18 protein-coding genes and 1 pseudogene are annotated in these 17567 nt (G+C 68.0%); 12 read left to right on the top strand and 7 right to left on the bottom strand.

Annotated elements, in window-relative coordinates; translation table 11 throughout:
• Positions 1–108: 108 nt before the first annotated feature.
• From FJU31_RS12445 to FJU31_RS12420, 6 genes are all read left to right on the top strand, one after another.
• The gene (locus FJU31_RS12445) at positions 109–435 is read left to right on the top strand and encodes a hypothetical protein (RefSeq protein WP_150455028.1); all 327 of its coding nucleotides are present in this window, start codon (positions 109–111) and stop codon (positions 433–435) included.
• Positions 436–453: 18 nt separating this feature from the next.
• Positions 454–795, top strand: coding sequence for a hypothetical protein (locus FJU31_RS12440; RefSeq protein WP_150455027.1), 342 nt, complete (start codon positions 454–456; stop codon positions 793–795).
• A gap of 135 nt (positions 796–930) precedes the next feature.
• Complete coding sequence (locus FJU31_RS12435; protein WP_150455026.1) at positions 931–3318, top strand: GH92 family glycosyl hydrolase; 2388 nt, start codon at positions 931–933, stop codon at positions 3316–3318.
• A 78-nt stretch (positions 3319–3396) separates the two neighbouring features.
• Positions 3397–3816, top strand: coding sequence for a hypothetical protein (locus FJU31_RS12430; RefSeq protein WP_150455025.1), 420 nt, complete (start codon positions 3397–3399; stop codon positions 3814–3816).
• Positions 3813–4619, top strand: coding sequence for an SGNH/GDSL hydrolase family protein (locus FJU31_RS12425; RefSeq protein WP_150455024.1), 807 nt, complete (start codon positions 3813–3815; stop codon positions 4617–4619). The genes FJU31_RS12430 and FJU31_RS12425 overlap by 4 nt, the downstream gene beginning before the upstream one ends.
• 31 nt (positions 4620–4650) lie before the next feature.
• Positions 4651–5118 (top strand): hypothetical protein, encoded by a 468-nt coding sequence (locus tag FJU31_RS12420; protein ID WP_150455023.1) that lies wholly within the window; start codon positions 4651–4653, stop codon positions 5116–5118.
• A 9-nt stretch (positions 5119–5127) separates the two neighbouring features.
• On the opposite strand, the gene FJU31_RS12415 is transcribed toward FJU31_RS12420, so the two are convergent.
• Complete coding sequence (locus FJU31_RS12415; RefSeq protein ID WP_150455022.1) at positions 5128–5673, bottom strand: thioesterase family protein; 546 nt, start codon at positions 5671–5673, stop codon at positions 5128–5130.
• A gap of 69 nt (positions 5674–5742) precedes the next feature.
• Between FJU31_RS12415 and FJU31_RS12410 the strand changes: the two genes are divergently transcribed.
• The 4 genes from FJU31_RS12410 to FJU31_RS12395 all read left to right on the top strand — a co-directional run bounded on the left by FJU31_RS12410 (position 5743) and on the right by FJU31_RS12395 (position 7601).
• Positions 5743–6324, top strand: coding sequence for a TetR/AcrR family transcriptional regulator (locus tag FJU31_RS12410; RefSeq protein ID WP_150455021.1), 582 nt, complete (start codon positions 5743–5745; stop codon positions 6322–6324).
• A gap of 44 nt (positions 6325–6368) precedes the next feature.
• Positions 6369–6749 (top strand): VOC family protein, encoded by a 381-nt coding sequence (locus tag FJU31_RS12405; RefSeq protein ID WP_150455020.1) that lies wholly within the window; start codon positions 6369–6371, stop codon positions 6747–6749.
• Positions 6746–7012 carry a hypothetical protein gene (locus FJU31_RS12400; protein WP_150455019.1) on the top strand — a complete coding sequence of 89 codons (267 nt, stop codon included), beginning with the start codon at positions 6746–6748 and terminating at the stop codon, positions 7010–7012. The genes FJU31_RS12405 and FJU31_RS12400 overlap by 4 nt, the downstream gene beginning before the upstream one ends.
• A gap of 70 nt (positions 7013–7082) precedes the next feature.
• Positions 7083–7601: a hypothetical protein gene (locus tag FJU31_RS12395; protein WP_150455018.1), complete on the top strand. Its 519-nt coding sequence runs from the start codon at positions 7083–7085 to the stop codon at positions 7599–7601.
• A 38-nt stretch (positions 7602–7639) separates the two neighbouring features.
• Here the strand turns inward: FJU31_RS12395 and FJU31_RS12390 are convergent, their stop codons facing one another.
• From FJU31_RS12390 to hutI, 5 genes are all read right to left on the bottom strand, one after another.
• Positions 7640–9748, bottom strand: coding sequence for a TonB-dependent receptor family protein (locus FJU31_RS12390; protein WP_150455017.1), 2109 nt, complete (start codon positions 9746–9748; stop codon positions 7640–7642).
• Positions 9749–9939: 191 nt separating this feature from the next.
• On the bottom strand, positions 9940–11607 hold the full coding sequence (gene hutU / locus FJU31_RS12385; protein WP_150455016.1) for a urocanate hydratase: 1668 nt from the start codon (positions 11605–11607) through the stop codon (positions 9940–9942).
• A complete protein-coding gene (hutG, locus tag FJU31_RS12380; RefSeq protein WP_150455015.1) occupies positions 11604–12458 on the bottom strand; it encodes an N-formylglutamate deformylase in 855 nt (284 codons plus the stop codon). Before hutG ends, hutU begins: the two co-directional genes overlap by 4 nt.
• Positions 12455–13996: a histidine ammonia-lyase gene (hutH, locus tag FJU31_RS12375; RefSeq protein WP_150455014.1), complete on the bottom strand. Its 1542-nt coding sequence runs from the start codon at positions 13994–13996 to the stop codon at positions 12455–12457. Before hutH ends, hutG begins: the two co-directional genes overlap by 4 nt.
• The gene (gene hutI / locus FJU31_RS12370; protein ID WP_150455013.1) at positions 13993–15216 is read right to left on the bottom strand and encodes an imidazolonepropionase; all 1224 of its coding nucleotides are present in this window, start codon (positions 15214–15216) and stop codon (positions 13993–13995) included. The genes hutH and hutI overlap by 4 nt, the downstream gene beginning before the upstream one ends.
• 67 nt (positions 15217–15283) lie before the next feature.
• On the opposite strand from hutI, the gene FJU31_RS12365 reads away from it, so the two are divergent.
• Together FJU31_RS12365 and hutC are read left to right on the top strand one after the other, a co-directional pair.
• Entirely contained in the window at positions 15284–16654 is a 1371-nt protein-coding gene (locus tag FJU31_RS12365) for a formimidoylglutamate deiminase (protein WP_150455012.1), read from the top strand.
• Between the two features lie 44 nt (positions 16655–16698).
• Positions 16699–17427, top strand: coding sequence for a histidine utilization transcriptional repressor HutC (gene hutC, locus FJU31_RS12360; RefSeq protein ID WP_150455011.1), 729 nt, complete (start codon positions 16699–16701; stop codon positions 17425–17427).
• 40 nt (positions 17428–17467) lie between these two features.
• On the opposite strand, the pseudogene FJU31_RS19640 reads toward hutC, so the two are convergent.
• Positions 17468–17567 (bottom strand): annotated as a pseudogene (locus tag FJU31_RS19640) (IS110 family transposase); the annotation flags it as partial.

Below are 17567 nucleotides of genomic sequence, written 5' to 3'. Positions count from 1 at the left end.
CGCCTTTTTCCGTCTGCTGCGTGCCCCCCTCCTTCCCCCCCCCTGCCCCCAACCCTCGACTCTACGCTGGCAATGCTGCAGCTCTTATGTTTCCCACGGATGCGCTCAATGAAAACCGTCGTTCTCGCTGTGTTCCTGTCACTGGCCATTGCACCGGCCATCGCGTCGGCGCAGGAAATGACGGATGAACTGGCCGCGCTGGGCATCACCGCCGGCATGCCCTATGCCAAGGCCAAGCGCCTGCTTGATGCAGCGGGCTGGCAGGCCATGCCGCCGGAATCAGCGCAGGCCCCGTTGCCGGAATTCCCCGAGATCGAATGCGGCCAGGGCCGCGATGCGGTCTGCTCGGCGGGCTTCCACAAGAATGAACAATCGGTGGCGATGATCATCGGCACCACGCAGGCGGGGCAGCCGTTCGTGCAGGGCACGTACTGACCACGCACGGACGTCGCCATGAGAATCGCTTCACCGGGACGTACCGGATGGGGATGGCTGCTGGTCGGCCTGTTGTTCAGCGGCGCCGCTGCGGTGGGCTGTACCGCACTGGGCCGGTTTGCGATCCCGCAGTTCGCTCAGCAGTTTGCCGAAGCCGGCCAGTCCTTGCCCGTCATCACCCAGTTCTTCGCAGGCAGCTACGGGCTGGCCTGGCTTGGCCCGCCGCTGGTGATTGCCGCCTGGCTGGCAGGGCGGGCGCGACTGTCGGCATTGATCGGCAGCGTGACGCTGATGGTGGCGACCCCGCTGGCCATGTTTGCGGCGTACCTGCCGCTGTTCAAGCTGGGCACGTTGTACTGATCGGGGCGCGGCGGGTTGCTGTGATCGTGACCGGGTACCGCCAACCATGACCTCCGGCCCGTCGCCGCGCGCTCGGGCGCGTACTACCCTCAGTGGTTCAAGGCGCGTGGGTGCCTCCTTCCACTGGAGTTGTCGATGTCCCGTTCGTTGCTGGTCGTCGTTTCCGCTGTATTGACCCTGTCCCCGCTGCCGTTGCTGGCCGCCAGGGCACCCGCGCAGGACCTGGCCGCCGAGGTCAATCCGTTCATCGGCACCACCAACGCCGGCAACGTCTACCCGGGGCCGACGGTGCCCTTCGGCATGGTGGCCTTCAGCCCGGAGATGACCGCACTGCCGGGCAAGCGTTTTCCGATTGCCGCGCCCGGTGGCTATGAGTGGCGAAGCAACGGCGTGCGCGGTTTCAGCCTGACCCACGTCAATGGCACCGGCTGCACCGGCGCCAGCGGCGATATTCCGTTGATGCCGGTGACCCTGCCCGTCGAACTGTCGCCGTCGTCGGCCGATGCCGGCGTGCGCTATACCAGCCTGCTGGACCACGCGAAGGAAAACGCCAGCCCCGGCGCCTACACGCTCACCCTGGACAACGGCGTGGCCGTGAGCCTGGCAGCCACGGCGCGCACCGCGGTAGGCCAGTTCCAGTTCCCAGCCGACAAGCCGGCCAACCTGCTGTTCCGCACCTCCGACAGCGAAGTGGGCAGCAGCGATTCGACCATCATCATCGACCCGGCCACGCGCACCGTGCGCGGTTCGGTCACCAGCGGCAACTTCTGTGGGTACCTCGCCGAGGACCGCCGCGAGAGTTACTACACCCTGCATTTTGTCGCCGAGTTCGACCAGCCGTTCGAAGTGGGCGGTACCTGGCGCGATGACACCGTGCAGGCCGGCGCGCGCGAAGGCGGCGGTGGCACCACCTATGGCAGCAAGGGCCACCCGCCGGCAGGGAAGGGCGCCGGCGGCTGGATCAGTTTCGATGCCAAGCGCACGCCGCAGGTGACCGCGCGCATCGGCATTTCCTACGTCGATGAAGCCGGCGCGCGGGCCAACCTGCGCCGCGAGAGTCCGCAGGGCACGAGCGTGGCGGCCACGCAGGCGGCCACCCGCGCGAAGTGGAACGAACTGCTGGGCCAGGTGCGGGTGCAGGGCGGCACGCCCGACGAGCGCACCGTGTTCTACACGGCGCTGTACCACGCCATGCTGGCGCCCAACCTGCACAGTGATGGCGATGGCCGTTACTGCGGCATGGACGGCAAGGTGCATGCGCTGGCCAAGCGGCAGCAGGCGCAGTACGCCAACTACTCGGGCTGGGATGTGTACCGCTCGCAGCTGCAGCTGCTGACCCTGCTGCAGCCGCAGGTGGGCTCGGACGTGGCGCAGTCGCTGCTCAACCAGGCCGAGCAGAATGGCGGCGTCTGGGATCGCTGGACCCACATCACCGGCGCCACCGGTGTGATGAACGGAGATCCGTCGCCGCCGTCGGTGGCGGCCATCCATGCATTCGGCGGCCGCAGCTTCGACCTGCAGCGCGCCTACGCATCGCTGAAGAAAGCAGCGACCGTGCCCACCGCGCGTGATCTGGACAAGCGCGGTTGCCCGGTGCTGTGCGTGGGCCAGCGCCCGGGCCTGGACCAGTGGCTGGCCCTGAAGTACATGCCGGAAGGCGCGCCGGGCTGGGGCAGTGCGGCCGACACGCTGGAAATGGTCAGCGCCGATTTCGGCCTGTCCGAGCTGGCCCTCGCCGCCGGCGATGCGCAGGGTGCAAAGCAGTTCCGTGAGCGTTCCGGCTGGTGGCGCAACCTCTACAACCCGAAGGCCACCGCGCAGCAGGGCTACATCCAGCCGCGCAATGCTGATGGCAGCTGGCCGGCGTTTGATCCGGCCGCCGACGAGGGTTTTGTAGAAGGCAGTGGCGCGCAGTACCTGTGGATGGTGCCGTTCGATCCGGCCGGCCTGTTCGAGGCGCTGGGGGGCCGCGAAGCCAGCATCGCGCGTCTCGATGCGTTCTTCCGCAAGCCGGATGGTGCGTGGGCAGTGACCAAGTCCGGCCCGCTGCACGCCGAACTGGACAACGAACCGTCCATCGCCGCGCCGTGGCTGTACAACTTCCTCGGCCAGCCGTGGAAGACCCAGGAAACCGTGCGCCAGGCGATGCGACAGATCTGGACAAACACGCCCGAAGGCATGCCTGGCAATGATGACCTTGGCCAGATGTCCTCGTGGTACGTGTGGTCGGCGCTGGGCCTGTACCCGGTGTACCCGGGCCGCGCGGACCTGGTGATCGGCAGCCCGCTGTTCACCGAAGCAGTGATCACCCGCCCGGGCGCGAAGATCGTGGTGCGTGCACGCGGCGCAGCGATGGATGCGCCGTACGTGCAGTCGCTGCAGGTGGATGGCAAGGCCAGCAACGCGAGCTGGTTGCCGGCAAGCTTCGTGCAGCGTGGCGGCACGCTGGACTTCGAGCTGGGCAGCACGAAGAACGAGCAGTGGGGCGCGCAGGACGTACCGCCCTCGCACGGCCCCCGATAGATCCACGCCATACGTGATTGAATCACCACCCGGCCGTGCTAGCCTGACCGTGCAACAGACAAGCGGCAGGAGGTTCCCATGGAAATTCCACAGGACGTGTACGAGCACGTACTGGGCGTGGCGGTCGAAATGGCCAATGCCAGCACCCACGGCGATACCCGCAGCCAGTGGCGGCTGCACGACGAACTGCGGCAGTACTGCGATGCGATGGCGGTGGAAGGCCGCGACCATCCTTTCCTGTGGGAAACCCTGGGTGACTTCACCAGCGACAGCGGCGTGGCCATCGGCTACTACGAGCGCGCGCTGACCCAGGCGCGCCAGTTGGGCGTGATCGAAGGTGAAGCGTCGATCTGCCTGGAACTGGCACGGCGCCACATCGACCAGGGCGAGACCGAGCGCGGTTACGAGTTCGCGCTGCTCGCCGACGAAGCCGCGCGGCAGACCGACGACCTTGATCTGCGGCGCGAAATCAGTCAATTCTTACTGGAAAACACATGAGTTCTCGCACGATTCTGATCCGCAGCTGCATCGCAGCCTTCGCCGCTTTTTGCACACTGCACGCGCATGCGCAGACGGGCACCGTTGCGATCAACCCGTTGCTGACCACGCCTGCCTCGGCAATCACGCCTCAAGAAGTTACAGGCATGCAGCAGCGGCTTGCCGACTGGCCGGAGCTCAGCCGCTATCGCGAGGCGAACGCGCGCCTGCCAGCCAAGCAGCCAGGTATTCCCCGGATCGTGTTCTATGGCGATTCGATCACTCAGAACTGGGGCGAAAAAGACCCCAGTACGTTCTTCCCAGGCAAGCGATATATCAACCGCGGTATTGGCGGGCAGACGTCGCCGCAGTTGCTGCTGCGGTTCAGTCAGGATGTCATTGCCCTCAAGCCCGAGGTCGTGGTGATTCTGGCAGGAACCAATGACCTGGCGGGCAATACCGGTCTGGCCACGCAGTCCATGATCGAAGACAACCTGCATGCGATGGTGGACCTCGCCCGGGCGCACGGCATTGGCGTGGTCCTTGCCTCGGTGCTGCCCGTGAGTGATTACCCTTGGCTGCCCGGCACCTCACCCGCACCCAAGGTGCGTTCATTGAACGTTGCGCTTGAGCGCTACGCTGCCGCGAAGGGAGTCGTGTATCTGGATTACTACAGCGCGCTGACCAATACAGCAGGCGGAATTGACCGGTCGCTGGCCTTTGACGGCGTCCATCCCACCGCGGCGGGGTACGCGGTGATGGCGCCGCTGGCTGAAGCGGCCATTGCACGCGCGCTGGGGGCGGTTCCAGCGTCGCGCCGCTGAGCGCTTCGCAGGCGCTTACCGCAGGTGCACGATGGCCGCTGTCTCCAACAAAGTGGTCGAGACCGTGGCGCGCGCCGTGTTCAAGCGCAGCCCGGTGCTGGTCACCGAACTCTATTCAAGCGCGGGCGCGCAGCCGCGCCGCTACGATTCTGCCGAGGCGCTGTGCGAGCACGGCAGGGCATTGCAGTGGGTCTCGGGTGGCAAGCTGCTGATCGGCGTGCAGTACGCCGACATGGGCGGCGCCGTACGCGTGCGCCCGTTCGACAGTGGGCGCGGTGACTCCGCGCGCGCCATGGTGTCCGGCTGGGGGATGATTTCGATCCTGCTGCCGATGGCCATCGATGCGAACGTCGCTGCGAAAGTGCAGGCCCTCACCGAGCGCGCCGCACTGGCCCGCGAGCGCGGCGCGCTGGAGGTGCCGCCAGTCTGCGACTGGAACTGGAAGGCGGTGGAAGCGCACAAGCGCCGCCTGCAGGAAGTGCTGAAGAAGGCGCTCTGAAGCCTCTGCTCAGTCGTCGTCGCGCTTCAGCGCCGTATCCGCCGCCAGCAGCGCCTGCGCGGCCGCACTCAGCGGTGGCGAGGGCGGCGTATCGCAGCCAATGGCCGCCATCATCCGCTCCATGCCGACGAAGCTGCGCGCGCGGCGGTCGTAGATGCCGGTGACCAGCAGCGCGCGGGTGGCGACTTTCTGCTCCGGCCCGACCAGCACGCGCTGTTCCATGATGATGCGCGTACCGACCCATCCGGCCAGCCGCGTTTCCAGGGTGAACTGCTGGAACGGCTTGAGTTCGCGGCGGAACTGGATGGTGCCCGCACCTACGATGGGCGCCCACTTCTCGCGCAGCGCCACCTTGCCCAGGCCCATGCGCAGGATCAGGTCCAGCCGGCCCAGGTCGAAGATGTTCCAGTAGCGGCCGTTGGTCATGTGCAGGTTGCTGTCCAGATCGTTGGGCAGCACCCGGAACGGCAGCCGTGAGACCCCGAACGGGGCGTCCAGCTTCGGCCGGAACAGGCTGCACAGCAGCAGGTGGAGCAGGCGGAACCAGAGATTCATGACTATGACGACTGTTATAGGACGGGCGATACGCTAATCTATGACGACTGTCCTAGCAAGGTGAGCGGCATGAGCCCGCGAGCGTCCGAGGCCCCCCAGCGTGTGATTGATGCCGCCGCCCAGATGCTGGCGCGGGTCGGGCTCAATGCGACCAGCATCCGAGAGGTGACCAAGCTGGCCGAGGCGCCGCTTGGCTCGACCTACCACCATTTCCCGGGCGGCAAGCAGGAGCTGCTGGCCCGCGCCACGCAGATGGCCGGCGACAAGGTGGAAGCCCTGCTGGTGGAGCTGCTGCGTGGCGGCGCGGTGCAGGGCCTGCAGCAGTTCCTGGCGGTGTGGCGCGAGCGCCTGCTGCGCACGCAGTTCCGCGCCGGCTGCCCGGTGCTGGCCGCGGCGGTGGAAGAACCGGTCGAAGCGGTCGCGAGCCAGCCACGCGCGGCAGCGGCCGAGGTGTTCGCGCGCTGGCAAGGACATCTGGCCCAGGCCTTCGTGGCCGACGGCCATGCACTGGAGCAGGCGGCCGCACTGGCCAGCCTGGTCATCGCCAGCGTGGAAGGTGCGGTGGCCATGAGTCGCGCGCTGCAGGACATCGCGCCGTTCGACCAGGTGGCCGCCCAGCTGCTGAAGGCAGCCGCGCCGCCCACACGCTAGAATCGACCCGAACGCACCCACGCGTGCCCGGCAAGGATGTCCGCATGCTGCACCACCTTTCCCTCGGCGTCCGGGATCTGGATGTCGCGGGCCGCTTCTATGATGCGGTGCTCGCCGCGCTCGGCTATCGCCGCGTTTTCGACGAGGAGACCGCGATCGGCTACGGCCTGGTGGATGACGAAGATGCGTTGTGCCTGAAGCTGCGGGACGACGCCGTGCCACCGGGGCCGGGGTTCCATCTGGCGTTCGCCGCCGATGCTGCAGCGGCCGTCGATGCCTTCCATGCAGCGGCCCTGGCCAACGGTGGTGGCGACAATGGGGCTCCTGGCCTGCGCCCCGATTACGGCGAAACCTATTACGCAGCCTTTGTGGTGGACCCCGACGGCCATCGCCTGGAAGCAGTGACCAAGGCGCGCACGGCATGAATCAGACCAAGCGCTTCAACCGCGAGCCGTTGAAGCTGCCGATGACACGCAGCAGTGAAGTCGTCCGCGCGCGTAGGCAGCTGCAGTACCACGGATGGCCGCGCCTGCAGATGGCGCTGATGTCGCTCTGGATCCGCTGGCGCTGGTATACCGTAGCTGACTGGCGACCCGTGCCGCCGCACGCGGGGCATGGGCGGTTCGGGGAGGCGCAACGTCTGGCGCCGAAGCCGGTCAGCCTGATGGAGGTGGCACAAGCGTTGTAGGGGGGCGAAAAGGGGTGCTGGGCACTGAGTGGCCCGCACAGGAAGGAACTTCATTGCAATGGAGAAGCTCATGGATGTGGCTGCATGCAGGAAAAAACTGGTGCGCTGGATGTCCGGTGCGATGCTCGCGCTGGTGATGTCGTTCAGCGCAACGGCACAGGCACCGTCGCCGACGAGCGAGCCGGTCGCTGAAGTTGCTGCCGCCACCGAGGAAGCAACGTGCCGTGCGTGCACGTACGAACGCATCGGCCGCAAGGTCGATATCGGCCTGGTGGCCTTGATGGCCACGCTGATCATCGGCGTGCTGTTCGCCGTGTCCCGGGAGTGGGGAACGCCCTCGCAGCGCTGGACCTGCCGCAGCACGGCCTTGTTCCTCGCGGCGATGGGCCTGGTGTTCGTGTGGCGCGCCGGCAGCGTGCTCTACCTGGGCTACAGCCCCTGGCAGGAGGTGCCGTCGCTGGTCACCGCAGGCTGGGTCGATGGCCTGCTGACCACCTCGCCACGCTGGCTGATGGCCCTGCTGCTGATCGCGGCGGCCCCGCTCATCTGGAAGCGCAGCGAGCAGCTGCCACGCTGGCGCATCGCCTGAGGAAGCGCCGGGCATGCCCGGCATTTCCACGCTGGCGCTCAATCAAAGCGCCAGCGTACCCCTGCGTACACGCCGCGGCCTTCGCCCGGCGTCGAGCGCGCGACATCCTTGCCGGCGTCGTTGTAGCCCGGCGTGACCGTGGCCGCGTAGTGGCGGTTGCCGATGTTGCGCATCTCCGCCCAGGCCTGCCAGCGGCCACCCGGCGCGTCGTAGCCGATGCGGCTGCCGAAGATCACGTGGCTGTCGGCCCAGTAGCTGTTGGCATAATCCACCGCGATGCGGGAGGCGTATTCGGTGTTCAGTGCGGCGTACAGGCCCGAAGCATGGTCGAAGCGCAGTTCGGCCTGGTAGCTGTGCTGCGGCAGTCCGGGCAGGCGGTTGCTGCCGAAGCGCGCGTCGTGGCGGTAGCGGAAATCGCTCAAGGTGTAGGCCTGGCGCAGCGACAGGCGGCCCGGCACACCCTGCCACAGCGTGCTGTCCAGGCCGGCCTCGATGCCACGGTGCACGGTGGGGCTGGCGTTGTTCTCGGCCACGAACAGGTTCGGCACCGGCTGTAGTTCGACGCTCAGCAGTTCGTGGTTCACGTGCGCGTAGTAGCCGGTCAGTTCCCAGCGGCCCAGCGCAGTTTCGCCACGCGCGCCCACCTCCATCGTGGTGGCGGTCTGGTTCCGCATCGCCACCGGCGTGCTCTGGCGGCCGGTCGACGGGCCGTTGCCGGCGCCGAAGAACTGGTTCGAACCCCAGATCATCGACCACGGGTGCGGCGCTTCCACCGAGCGGCTGAGGTTGCCGAACCACTGCGTCTGCGCACTGTGCTGCCAGGTGAAGCCCAGGCGCGGCGCGTAATCCCAGTCGTGGTCGCGCAGGCGGCCACCGCTGGTGGGCCAGGTCACCCGCACATCGCTGCGGGTGTTGATCAGCGCCAGGCCGGTCTGCACGCGCAGGCGATCATTCACGGCCAGGCTGTTGCCGATGTGCAGCGTGCTCTGGGTGCCGAGATGGCGGAAATCACGCGTGTGCGTGCCGGCCGCGTAGCCGTTGCTGGCAAAGCGCAGCGACTCGCGCACGTTGGCATCCAGATCGTGGGTCACGCGCAGGCCCACGGTGGTTTCGCTGTCCAGGCCGAACAGCGGATGGCGGCGGCGGTAGTCAAGCGCAGCGTTGAGGTCGGCGTAGTCCAGCTGCTGGCGGTACAGGCTCTCGCCCAGGTCCATCGGGTACGTGTGGTAGACCAGCCCGGCCTGCAGCGAAGAATCCTCGTCGATCTGCAGCGTGGTCATGTTGCCGATCCAGGTGCTGCCCGGCTGCGGGCGGCGCGCGTCGATGGCGAGGTTGGCCGGGTTGGCCGCGCGCGGGTCGTTGCGGATCTGGTCGCGGGTCAGGCGCCCGGGCGTTTCGTGATTGGTCTCGCGGTAGCGCACGAAGAAGCGCGTCTGCAGGTCCGGGCTGATCTGCCAGCCGATGTTGGCCATCGCGCCCTTGCCGTCGCCGCGCGCGTGGCGCTGGTAGCCGTCGAACTCGCTGTCGGTGTAGGCCAGGAAGTAGTCGACATCGCCACTGACACCGCCCCAGCTGATCCCGCGCTTCTGGTAGCCGCGGCTGCCGGCTTCGTAGTGCAGCTGCACGCCGGACGAATCGCGGCCGCTGCGGCTGACGTAGTCGATGGCACCGCCCAGCGCCAACGCGCCGCGCTCGAAGCCATTGGCGCCGCGCAGCACTTCCACGCGCGACAGCCACAGCGGTTCCAGCAGTTCGTAGGGCGTGCCGCCCGGTCCGGTCAGCGGCAGGCCATCGAGGGACACGGCAATGCCTGAGGCATGCGCGCCCGGCCCACGGTTGATGCCTGAGCCGCGGATCGACACCTTGGTGCCCTCGTTGCCCGGCGACTGCGCGCTGATGCCGGGCTGGTAGGCCAGTACATCGGCGCTGCTGGACAGGCGGCTGTCGGCCTTGGCGACGTCAATGATGTTGCTGGCGCCGGGAACGCGCTTGAGCGCCTCGCGGGCCTGGGCGCTGGCATCGGCGGCAGTAACCTGCACCGCGTCCAGCGTGGTGGCCTGCGGGGCGGCCTGTGCGGTGGTGGCAAGGCCGAGGGCGACGGCCAGGAACAGCAGCGACGGGGTGGGGCGATAAGACGAAAGCGACATGCGGACGGGCTGTAAACCACTAAAGTGGCGCGCAAGTTAACAGGTCGCGGGTAAAACGTCACCCATCAGTGGCGTATGGGGGCTGGTGCACATGTAGAGCCGAGCCCATGCTCGGCTGCTTTCGGACTACGCATCACGCCGCCGGCAGGATCAAGCCGAGCATGGGCTCGGCTCTACAGAAGCCTGCTCGATCAGCCCAGAATCCCCGGCAGATCCAGCCCCTTTTCCTTCGCGCACTCCACCGCGATCTCATACCCGGCATCGGCATGGCGCATCACACCGGTGGCCGGGTCGTTCCACAGCACGCGCGCAATGCGCTTCGCCGCCGCCTCGGTCCCATCGCAGACAATCACCATGCCGGCGTGCTGCGAGAAGCCCATGCCCACGCCGCCACCGTGGTGCAGCGACACCCAGGTCGCGCCGCTGGCGGTGTTGAGCAGGGCGTTCAGCAGCGGCCAGTCGGACACCGCATCGGAACCGTCGGCCATCGCTTCGGTCTCGCGGTTCGGCGAGGCCACGCTGCCACTGTCCAGATGATCGCGGCCGATCACCACCGGCGCCTTCAGTTCACCATTGGCCACCATCTCGTTGAAGGCCAGGCCCAGTCGATCACGATCGCCCAGACCCACCCAGCAGATGCGCGCCGGCAGGCCCTGGAATTTGATCTTCTCGGCGGCCATGTCCAGCCAGCGGTGCAGGTGCGGGTTGTCCGGGATCAGTTCCTTCACCTTGGCATCGGTCCTGGCGATGTCCTCCGGGTCGCCGCTCAGCGCGGCCCAGCGGAACGGGCCGATGCCGCGGCAGAACAGCGGGCGGATGTAGGCCGGCACGAAACCGGGGAAGTCGAAGGCATTGGCCACGCCTTCTTCCAGTGCCATCTGCCGCAGGTTGTTGCCGTAATCCACGGTCGGCACGCCCAGTGCGTGGAAGCCGAGCATGGCGCGGGTGTGGTTGGCCATCGACGCGCGTGCGGCCTTTTCCACGTCCTTCGGTGCGGAAACACGCTTCTCGTCCCACTGCTCGACCGTCCAGCCCTGCGGCAGGTAGCCGTTCACCGGATCGTGCGCCGAGGTCTGGTCGGTCAGCAGGTCCGGCTTGATGCCGCGTTCCAGCAGCTCGGCCAGCACGTCGGCCACGTTGCCCAGCAGGCCCACCGATTTCGGCGTGCCCGCCTTGCAGGCTTCATCGATCAGCCGCAGTGCTTCATCCAGGTTGTCGGTCCAGGTGTCCAGGTATCCGGTGCGCAGGCGCATGTCGATGCTGCTTTTGCGGCATTCGACGCCCAGGCACGAGGCGCCGGCCATCACCGCGGCCAGCGGCTGCGCGCCACCCATGCCGCCCAGGCCGCCGGTGAACAGCCACTTGCCGGTCAGGTCGCCACCGAAATGCTGGCGGCCCATTTCCACGAAGGTCTCGTAGGTGCCCTGCACGATGCCCTGCGCGCCGATGTAGATCCAGCTGCCAGCAGTCATCTGGCCGTACATGGCCAGGCCCTTCCTATCCAGCTCGTTGAAGTGGTCCCAGTTGGCCCAGCGCGGCACCAGGTTGGAATTGGCGATCAGCACGCGCGGAGCATCGGCATGGGTGCGGAACACGCCCACCGGCTTGCCCGACTGCACCAGCAGGGTCTGGTCATCGTCCAGCCGCTTGAGTGTTTCGACGATGGCATCGAAGCTTTCCCAGTCGCGCGCGGCGCGGCCGATGCCACCGTACACCACCAGTTCCTGCGGGCGCTCGGCCACGTCCGGGTGCAGGTTGTTCATCAGCATGCGCAGCGGCGCTTCGGTCAGCCAGCTCTTGGCGTTCAGCGTGGTGCCGGTGGGCGCGATGATGGTGCGGCTGGGGTCGTTGTGGGTCATGCGGCGCTCCGGTTCGTAGCGAATTCAAGGCAGGCAGTGAGCACCTGCGCCAGCGTGTGGCGCAGCGGTGCGGCGTGTTCGGGGTCGAGTGGGGTGGGCCAGCTGTGCTCGTCCACCTGGTCGGGAAGGGGTTCGTGCATGTAGCCACGGCAGGCCAGTTCCATCTGCAGCGTGTGCACGCCGCCGGGGATGTCGCTGTAGTGGCGGGTGATCCAGCCACCCTTGAAACGGCCGTTGCGCACCTGGCTCATGCCGCTGATTCTCAGCAGGTTCTCCACGACATCGCTCAGCGCGTTGTCGCAGGAGGTGTCCGGTGTTCCGGATGGACCGGCCGTGCCCAGGTTGAACTGCGGCAGTTCGCCGTCGAACAGGTGCGGAATATGCGAGCGGATCGAATGCGCGTCATAGACCACCACCGTGCCGTGGCGCGCACGCAGGCGTGCGATCTGCGCCGCCAGCGCATCGTGGTAGGGCGCGAAATACGTGTCGCGGCGGCGCGCGATTTCCGCCTCATCCGGCTCGCGGCCGGTGTGGTACAGCGGCTGGTTGTCGAAGGTGGTCAGCGGGCACAGGCCGGTGGTGTTCTGGCCCGGGTACAGCGATACGCCACACGGGTCGCGGTTGAGGTCGATCACCGAGCGCGAGATCGCCGAGCGCACGGTGGTCGCGCCCATGCCGCGTACGAAGTCGTAGAGTTCTTGCACCCACCAGTCGGCATCGCGGCGCGCCAGCCACGGCGAGTGGTAATCGCCCATCAGCTCGTGCGGCAGCTCGCTGCCGGTGTGCGGGAAGCTGACGATCAACGGGGCATCGCCCTCGTGCAACGTCAGCCATTCGGGCCGGGCATTCATGCCTGCGGCTCCACGGTCGGCAGCAGCTCACCCAGGCCCTGCGCCAGCGCGCCGCTGCGCACCAGGTTCGTGGCGACCACCATGTCTGGATGGAAGTAGCGGTCTTCTTCCAGCGTCGGCACCTGCGCGCGCAGGGTGGCACGCACGGTTTCCAGGGCGGCACTGGAGCGCAGCGGCGCATGGAAATCGCAGCCCTGCGCGGCGGCCAGCAGCTCGATGCCGATCACGTTGGCCGCGTTCTCGGCCATCTGCATCAGGCGGCGCGCGCCGTGTGCGGCCATCGAGACATGGTCTTCCTGGTTGGCCGAGGTCGGGATCGAATCGACGCTGGCCGGGTAGGCGCGCTGCTTGTTTTCAGAGACCAGCGCGGCGGCGGTCACCTGCGGAATCATGAAGCCGGAATTCAGGCCGGGGCGCGGGGTCAGGAAGGCGGGCAGGCCGGACAGCGCCGGGTCGACCAGCATCGCCAGGCGGCGCTCGCTGATCGAACCGATCTCGCACACGGCCATCGCCAGCATGTCGGCGGCGAAGGCCACCGGCTCGGCGTGGAAGTTGCCGCCGGACAGTGCCTCGCCGGTATCGGTGAACACCAGCGGATTGTCGGAAACCCCGTTGGTTTCGATTTCCAGCGTGGTCGCGGCCTGGCGCAGGATGTCCAGCGCGGCACCCATCACCTGCGGCTGGCAGCGCAGGCAGTACGGGTCCTGCACGCGCACATCGTTGTCGCGGTGCGATTCGCGGATGTCCGAGCCCTGCATCAGCGAGCGCAGCGTGGCCGCAGTGGCGATCTGCCCGCGCTGGCCACGGATGGCATGGATGCGTGGATCGAACGGCGTGTCCGAACCCTTGGCGGCTTCCACCGACAGCGCGCCGGTCACCAGCGCAGCCTGGAACACGGTTTCGATCTCGAACAGACCGGCCAGCGCATAGGCGGTGGAGAACTGGGTGCCGTTTAGCAGGGCCAGGCCTTCCTTCGCGTCCAGTTCCACCGGCTGCAGGCCGGCGCGAGCGAGGGCGTCCATCGCCGGCAGACGCTCCTCGCCGATGAAGGCCTCGCCCACGCCCAGCATCACGCTGGCCAGGTGCGAAAGCGGTGCCAGGTCACCCGACGCGCCGACCGAGCCCTGCGCCGGCACCACCGGCAGCACGCCCTTCACCAGCATCGCTTCCAGCAGCAGCAGGGTTTCCTCGCGCACGCCCGAAGCGCCCTGCGCCAGGCTGACCAGCTTCAGCGCTATCATCAGACGCACCACGCTGGCCGGCATCGGCTCGCCCACGCCAGCGGCATGCGAGAGCACGATGTTCCGCTGCAAGGTGGCCAGGTCTTCGCGCTCGATGCGCACGCTGGCCAGCTTGCCGAAGCCGGTATTGATGCCATACACCGGCGCGCCCTTGGCGACGATGGCGGCCACCGCGGCGGCGCTGGCGCGCACGACTGGCAGCGCCGCCGGGTCCAGTGCAAGCGGCGCGCCGCGGTAGACCTGTCGCCACTGGGCGAGGGCGACGTGGCCGGGGCGAAGAACCAGGGTGTTGCTCATGTGTTGCTCCAGAAAGCAGGCAGGTCGGGCTGCCCGCGCACCACGCGCGCGTGCAGCGGGTTGAATCCCATGCGATAGACCAGGTCGGCAGGCGCGTCGATGTCCCAGATCGCCAGGTCGCAGTCCAGGCCCACCGCCAGGCGGCCGATGCGCTCGCTGCGGCCCAGCGCGCGCGCCGCCTCACGGGTGAAGCCGGCGATGCATTCGTCCACGGTCAGGCGGAACAGGGTCGCGCCCATGTTCATCGCCAGCAGCGGGCTGGTCAGCGGCGAGGTGCCGGGGTTGCTGTCGGTAGCCAGGGCCAGCGGCACGCCGGCCGCACGCAGCGCGGCGATCGGGGGCAGGGTGGTATCGCGGGTGAAATAGAAGGCGCCGGGCAGCAGCACGGCCACGGTGCCAGCCGCCGCCATCGCGGCGATGCCGGCATCGTCCAGGTGCTCGATATGGTCGGCCGACAGCGCGCCGAAGCTGGCGGCCAGTTCGGCGCCATGCTGGTTGCTCATCTGCTCGGCGTGGATCTTCACCGCCAAGCCGTTGGCACGTGCGGCTTCGAAGACCTGGCGCGCCTGCGCGGGCGAAAACGCGATGTTCTCGCAGAACACGTCCACCGCTTCGGCCAGGCCGTCGGCGGCGATGGCCGGAATCATCACCGTGCACACCTCGTCGGTGTACTCCTGCGCCTCGCGCCCCGGTGGTACCGCATGCGCGCCGAGGAAGGTCGGCACCACGTTCACCCGACATTCCTCGCCCAGCGCGCGGGCCACCTGCAACTGCTTGCGCTCGTCGTCCAGGGTCAGGCCGTAGCCGGATTTGATCTCGACCGTGGTCATCCCTTCGGCGCGCATCGCCAACAGGCGCGGGCGGCTTTCGTCGGCCAGCTGTTGCGGCGAGGCGGCGCGGGTGGCGCGCACGGTGGAGACGATGCCGCCGCCGGCGCGGGCGATGTCGGCGTAGCTGACGCCCTGCAGGCGCTGCTCGAATTCGTTGGCGCGGTTGCCGGCATAGACCAGGTGGGTGTGGCAGTCGACCAGGCCCGGCGAGATCCAGCGGCCTTCGCCATCGATGCGGGTGGTCGGCTGCAGCTGCGCATCGCTGCCGGCCGGGCCGACATGAACGATGCGGCCCTCGGCGCAGGCCAACACGCCATCGGCGATGACACCCAGGCCCTCGCCATCGAGGGTCATCAGGTGGACGTTGGACCAGAGGGTATCGACGTGCATGGCATCCACAACGCGGCTGTGCTTATATGTCTATACAATATAGGCGTCCATTTCGGGTTGTCCAGCTATGTCCGATTCGCGTTCCCCGCACTGTTTCCATGCCGCCCACGCCCTGCTGGCCGAGGGCTGGGCGCGCGACGTGCGCCTGCAGGTGCAGGGCGGCCGCATCGCCCGCATTGAAACGGAGCAGGGCGCGCAGGACGGTGACACCTGCGTTGGCCTGCTGCTGCCGGGCCTGCCCAACCTGCACAGCCACGCGTTCCAGCGCGGCATGGCCGGCCTGACCGAGATCGGTGGCGGCGACGGTGACAGCTTCTGGAGCTGGCGCGAGTTGATGTACCGCTTCCTGGCCCACCTGCGCCCCGAGGCAGTGCAGGCCATCGCCGCCCAGGCCTACATGGAAATGCTGGAAAGCGGCTTCACCCGCGTCGGCGAGTTCCATTACCTCCACCACCAGGCCGATGGTCAGCCGCATGCCGACCCGGCCGAGATGAGCGCGCGCATCGCCGCCGCCGCCGAGCAGACCGGCATTGGCCTGACCCTGCTGCCGGTGTTCTACGCGCACGCCGATTTCGGTGGCGCACCGCCCAATCCCGCGCAGCGTCGGCTGATCCACGATGTGGACGGGTTCGCGCGGCTGCTGGAAGGGGCGAAGACCGCCCTGGCCACGCTGCCCGACGCGGTGCTGGGCATTGCCCCGCACAGCCTGCGCGCGGTCACCGGCGAGGAACTGGATGCCCTGCTGCCGCTGACCACCGGCCCGGTGCACATCCACATCGCCGAGCAGGTGCGCGAGGTTGAGGCCTGCCTGGCCTGGAGCGGCCAGCGGCCGGTGCAGTGGCTGTACGAAAACGCTGCCGTCGATGAGCGCTGGTGCCTGGTGCATGCCACCCACATCACCGATGCCGAACGTGCGCGGATCGTGGCCAGCCAGGCCGTGGCCGGCCTGTGCCCGATCACCGAGGCCAACCTCGGCGATGGCCTGTTCCCGATGCAGGTGTTCGCGCGCGAGGGCGGCCGCTTCGGTGTCGGCTCGGATTCCAACGTGCTGATCGACGCCGCCGAGGAACTGCGCCTGCTCGAGTACGGCCAGCGCCTGGCGCTGCGCGGGCGCAACGTACTCGCCCCGGATGCCACCCGCAGCAGCGGCCGTTTCCTGTTCGAAGGCGCACTGCAGGGCGGCGCGCAGGCGCTGGGCGTGGCCGCTGGCCTGCAGGTCGGGGCCAGCGCCGATCTGCTCGAACTGGACCCGGCACACCCGGCGTTGCAGGCGCGACAGAATGACGCATGGCTTGATAGCTGGGTCTTCGCTGCACGTAATGGCGCGCTGCGTTCGGTCTGGCGCCATGGCCGCCAGGTCGTGGCCGACGGCCGCCACCTGCAGCGCGAGGCCATCACCACCGCCTTCGCCGCTGCCCTGCGTGGCGTGCTGGGCTGACCGCCTCCCTGCTTGTCGAGATCCTCATCGAGACCCCCACACCCGTGAAGGCCAGCAAGTCCGCCACGCTCAACCAGCGTATCCGCAGCGATCTGGAAAGCCGCATCCTCAGTGGAGAGTGGGCGCCGGGTTTCCGCATCCCGTACGAGCACGAGCTGATGGAGCAGTACGGCTGCTCGCGGATGACGGTGAACAAGGTGCTGACCGCGCTGGCCGAGAGCGGCATGATCGAACGCCGCCGCCGCGCCGGTTCCTTCGTGGCACGTCAGCCCCCGCACCTGGAACAGGTGGCGCTGGAGATTCCCGATATCGCCATGGAAGTCGGCTCGCGCGGCCACCAGTACGCCTACCAGCTGCTGCAGCGCGACCTGCGCCTGGCCGAGCCCGGCAATGCCGGCGAAGTTGAACTGGCCGGCAGCGAGCCGTTGCTGGCGATGCGCTGCCTGCACCTCGCCGATGGCCGGCCGCTGGCACTGGAGCACCGCCTGATCAGCCCGGTTGGGGTGCCCGAGGTGCTGGAGATTGACTTCAGCACCACCGCCCCGGGCAGCTGGCTGCTGCAGAACGTGTCCTGGACCCGCGCCCAGCACCGCATCAGCGCCTGGGGCGCGGACGCCGCCTCGGCCAAACTGCTGGACGTGAAGCCGGGGACCGCCTGCCTGGTGATCGAGCGCCTGACCTGGCGTGGCGACCAGCCGATCACCCGCGTGCGGCAGATGTTCCTGGGCGATGCCTGGGACCTGGTGGCGCGCTTCGCGCCGGGCGCGCGGTAAGTCGCCCGCCCCCTGTAGAGCCGAGATCCTATGTTCGTGGTCAAGCCTGTTGGAAGCAGGCTTGGCCTACCTTCAGCATGGCTGGGTCGAATTCCTTGCCACTCTTGAATACGCCCCACGCAATCCTGGCCAGTTTTCTG

The sequence above is a fragment of the Stenotrophomonas cyclobalanopsidis genome (genome assembly GCF_008710035.1).
Taxonomy (GTDB): domain Bacteria; phylum Pseudomonadota; class Gammaproteobacteria; order Xanthomonadales; family Xanthomonadaceae; genus Stenotrophomonas; species Stenotrophomonas cyclobalanopsidis.
Note: the sequence above shows the minus strand (reverse complement) of the source record. Positions and strands in the feature narration are given on the sequence as shown.

What these genes read in the sequence shown, in the direction of transcription:
- FJU31_RS12445 (WP_150455028.1), top strand. Translation starts at nt 109, where the DNA reads ATGAAAACCGTCGTTCTCGCTGTGTTCCTGTCACTGGCCATTGCACCG.
- FJU31_RS12440 (WP_150455027.1), top strand. Translation starts at nt 454, where the DNA reads ATGAGAATCGCTTCACCGGGACGTACCGGATGGGGATGGCTGCTGGTC.
- FJU31_RS12435 (WP_150455026.1), top strand. Translation starts at nt 931, where the DNA reads ATGTCCCGTTCGTTGCTGGTCGTCGTTTCCGCTGTATTGACCCTGTCC.
- FJU31_RS12430 (WP_150455025.1), top strand. Translation starts at nt 3,397, where the DNA reads ATGGAAATTCCACAGGACGTGTACGAGCACGTACTGGGCGTGGCGGTC.
- FJU31_RS12425 (WP_150455024.1), top strand. Translation starts at nt 3,813, where the DNA reads ATGAGTTCTCGCACGATTCTGATCCGCAGCTGCATCGCAGCCTTCGCC.
- FJU31_RS12420 (WP_150455023.1), top strand. Translation starts at nt 4,651, where the DNA reads ATGGCCGCTGTCTCCAACAAAGTGGTCGAGACCGTGGCGCGCGCCGTG.
- FJU31_RS12415 (WP_150455022.1), bottom strand. Translation starts at nt 5,673, where the DNA reads ATGAATCTCTGGTTCCGCCTGCTCCACCTGCTGCTGTGCAGCCTGTTC.
- FJU31_RS12410 (WP_150455021.1), top strand. Translation starts at nt 5,743, where the DNA reads ATGAGCCCGCGAGCGTCCGAGGCCCCCCAGCGTGTGATTGATGCCGCC.
- FJU31_RS12405 (WP_150455020.1), top strand. Translation starts at nt 6,369, where the DNA reads ATGCTGCACCACCTTTCCCTCGGCGTCCGGGATCTGGATGTCGCGGGC.
- FJU31_RS12400 (WP_150455019.1), top strand. Translation starts at nt 6,746, where the DNA reads ATGAATCAGACCAAGCGCTTCAACCGCGAGCCGTTGAAGCTGCCGATG.
- FJU31_RS12395 (WP_150455018.1), top strand. Translation starts at nt 7,083, where the DNA reads ATGGATGTGGCTGCATGCAGGAAAAAACTGGTGCGCTGGATGTCCGGT.
- FJU31_RS12390 (WP_150455017.1), bottom strand. Translation starts at nt 9,748, where the DNA reads ATGTCGCTTTCGTCTTATCGCCCCACCCCGTCGCTGCTGTTCCTGGCC.
- hutU (WP_150455016.1), bottom strand. Translation starts at nt 11,607, where the DNA reads ATGACCCACAACGACCCCAGCCGCACCATCATCGCGCCCACCGGCACC.
- hutG (WP_150455015.1), bottom strand. Translation starts at nt 12,458, where the DNA reads ATGAATGCCCGGCCCGAATGGCTGACGTTGCACGAGGGCGATGCCCCG.
- hutH (WP_150455014.1), bottom strand. Translation starts at nt 13,996, where the DNA reads ATGAGCAACACCCTGGTTCTTCGCCCCGGCCACGTCGCCCTCGCCCAG.
- hutI (WP_150455013.1), bottom strand. Translation starts at nt 15,216, where the DNA reads ATGCACGTCGATACCCTCTGGTCCAACGTCCACCTGATGACCCTCGAT.
- FJU31_RS12365 (WP_150455012.1), top strand. Translation starts at nt 15,284, where the DNA reads ATGTCCGATTCGCGTTCCCCGCACTGTTTCCATGCCGCCCACGCCCTG.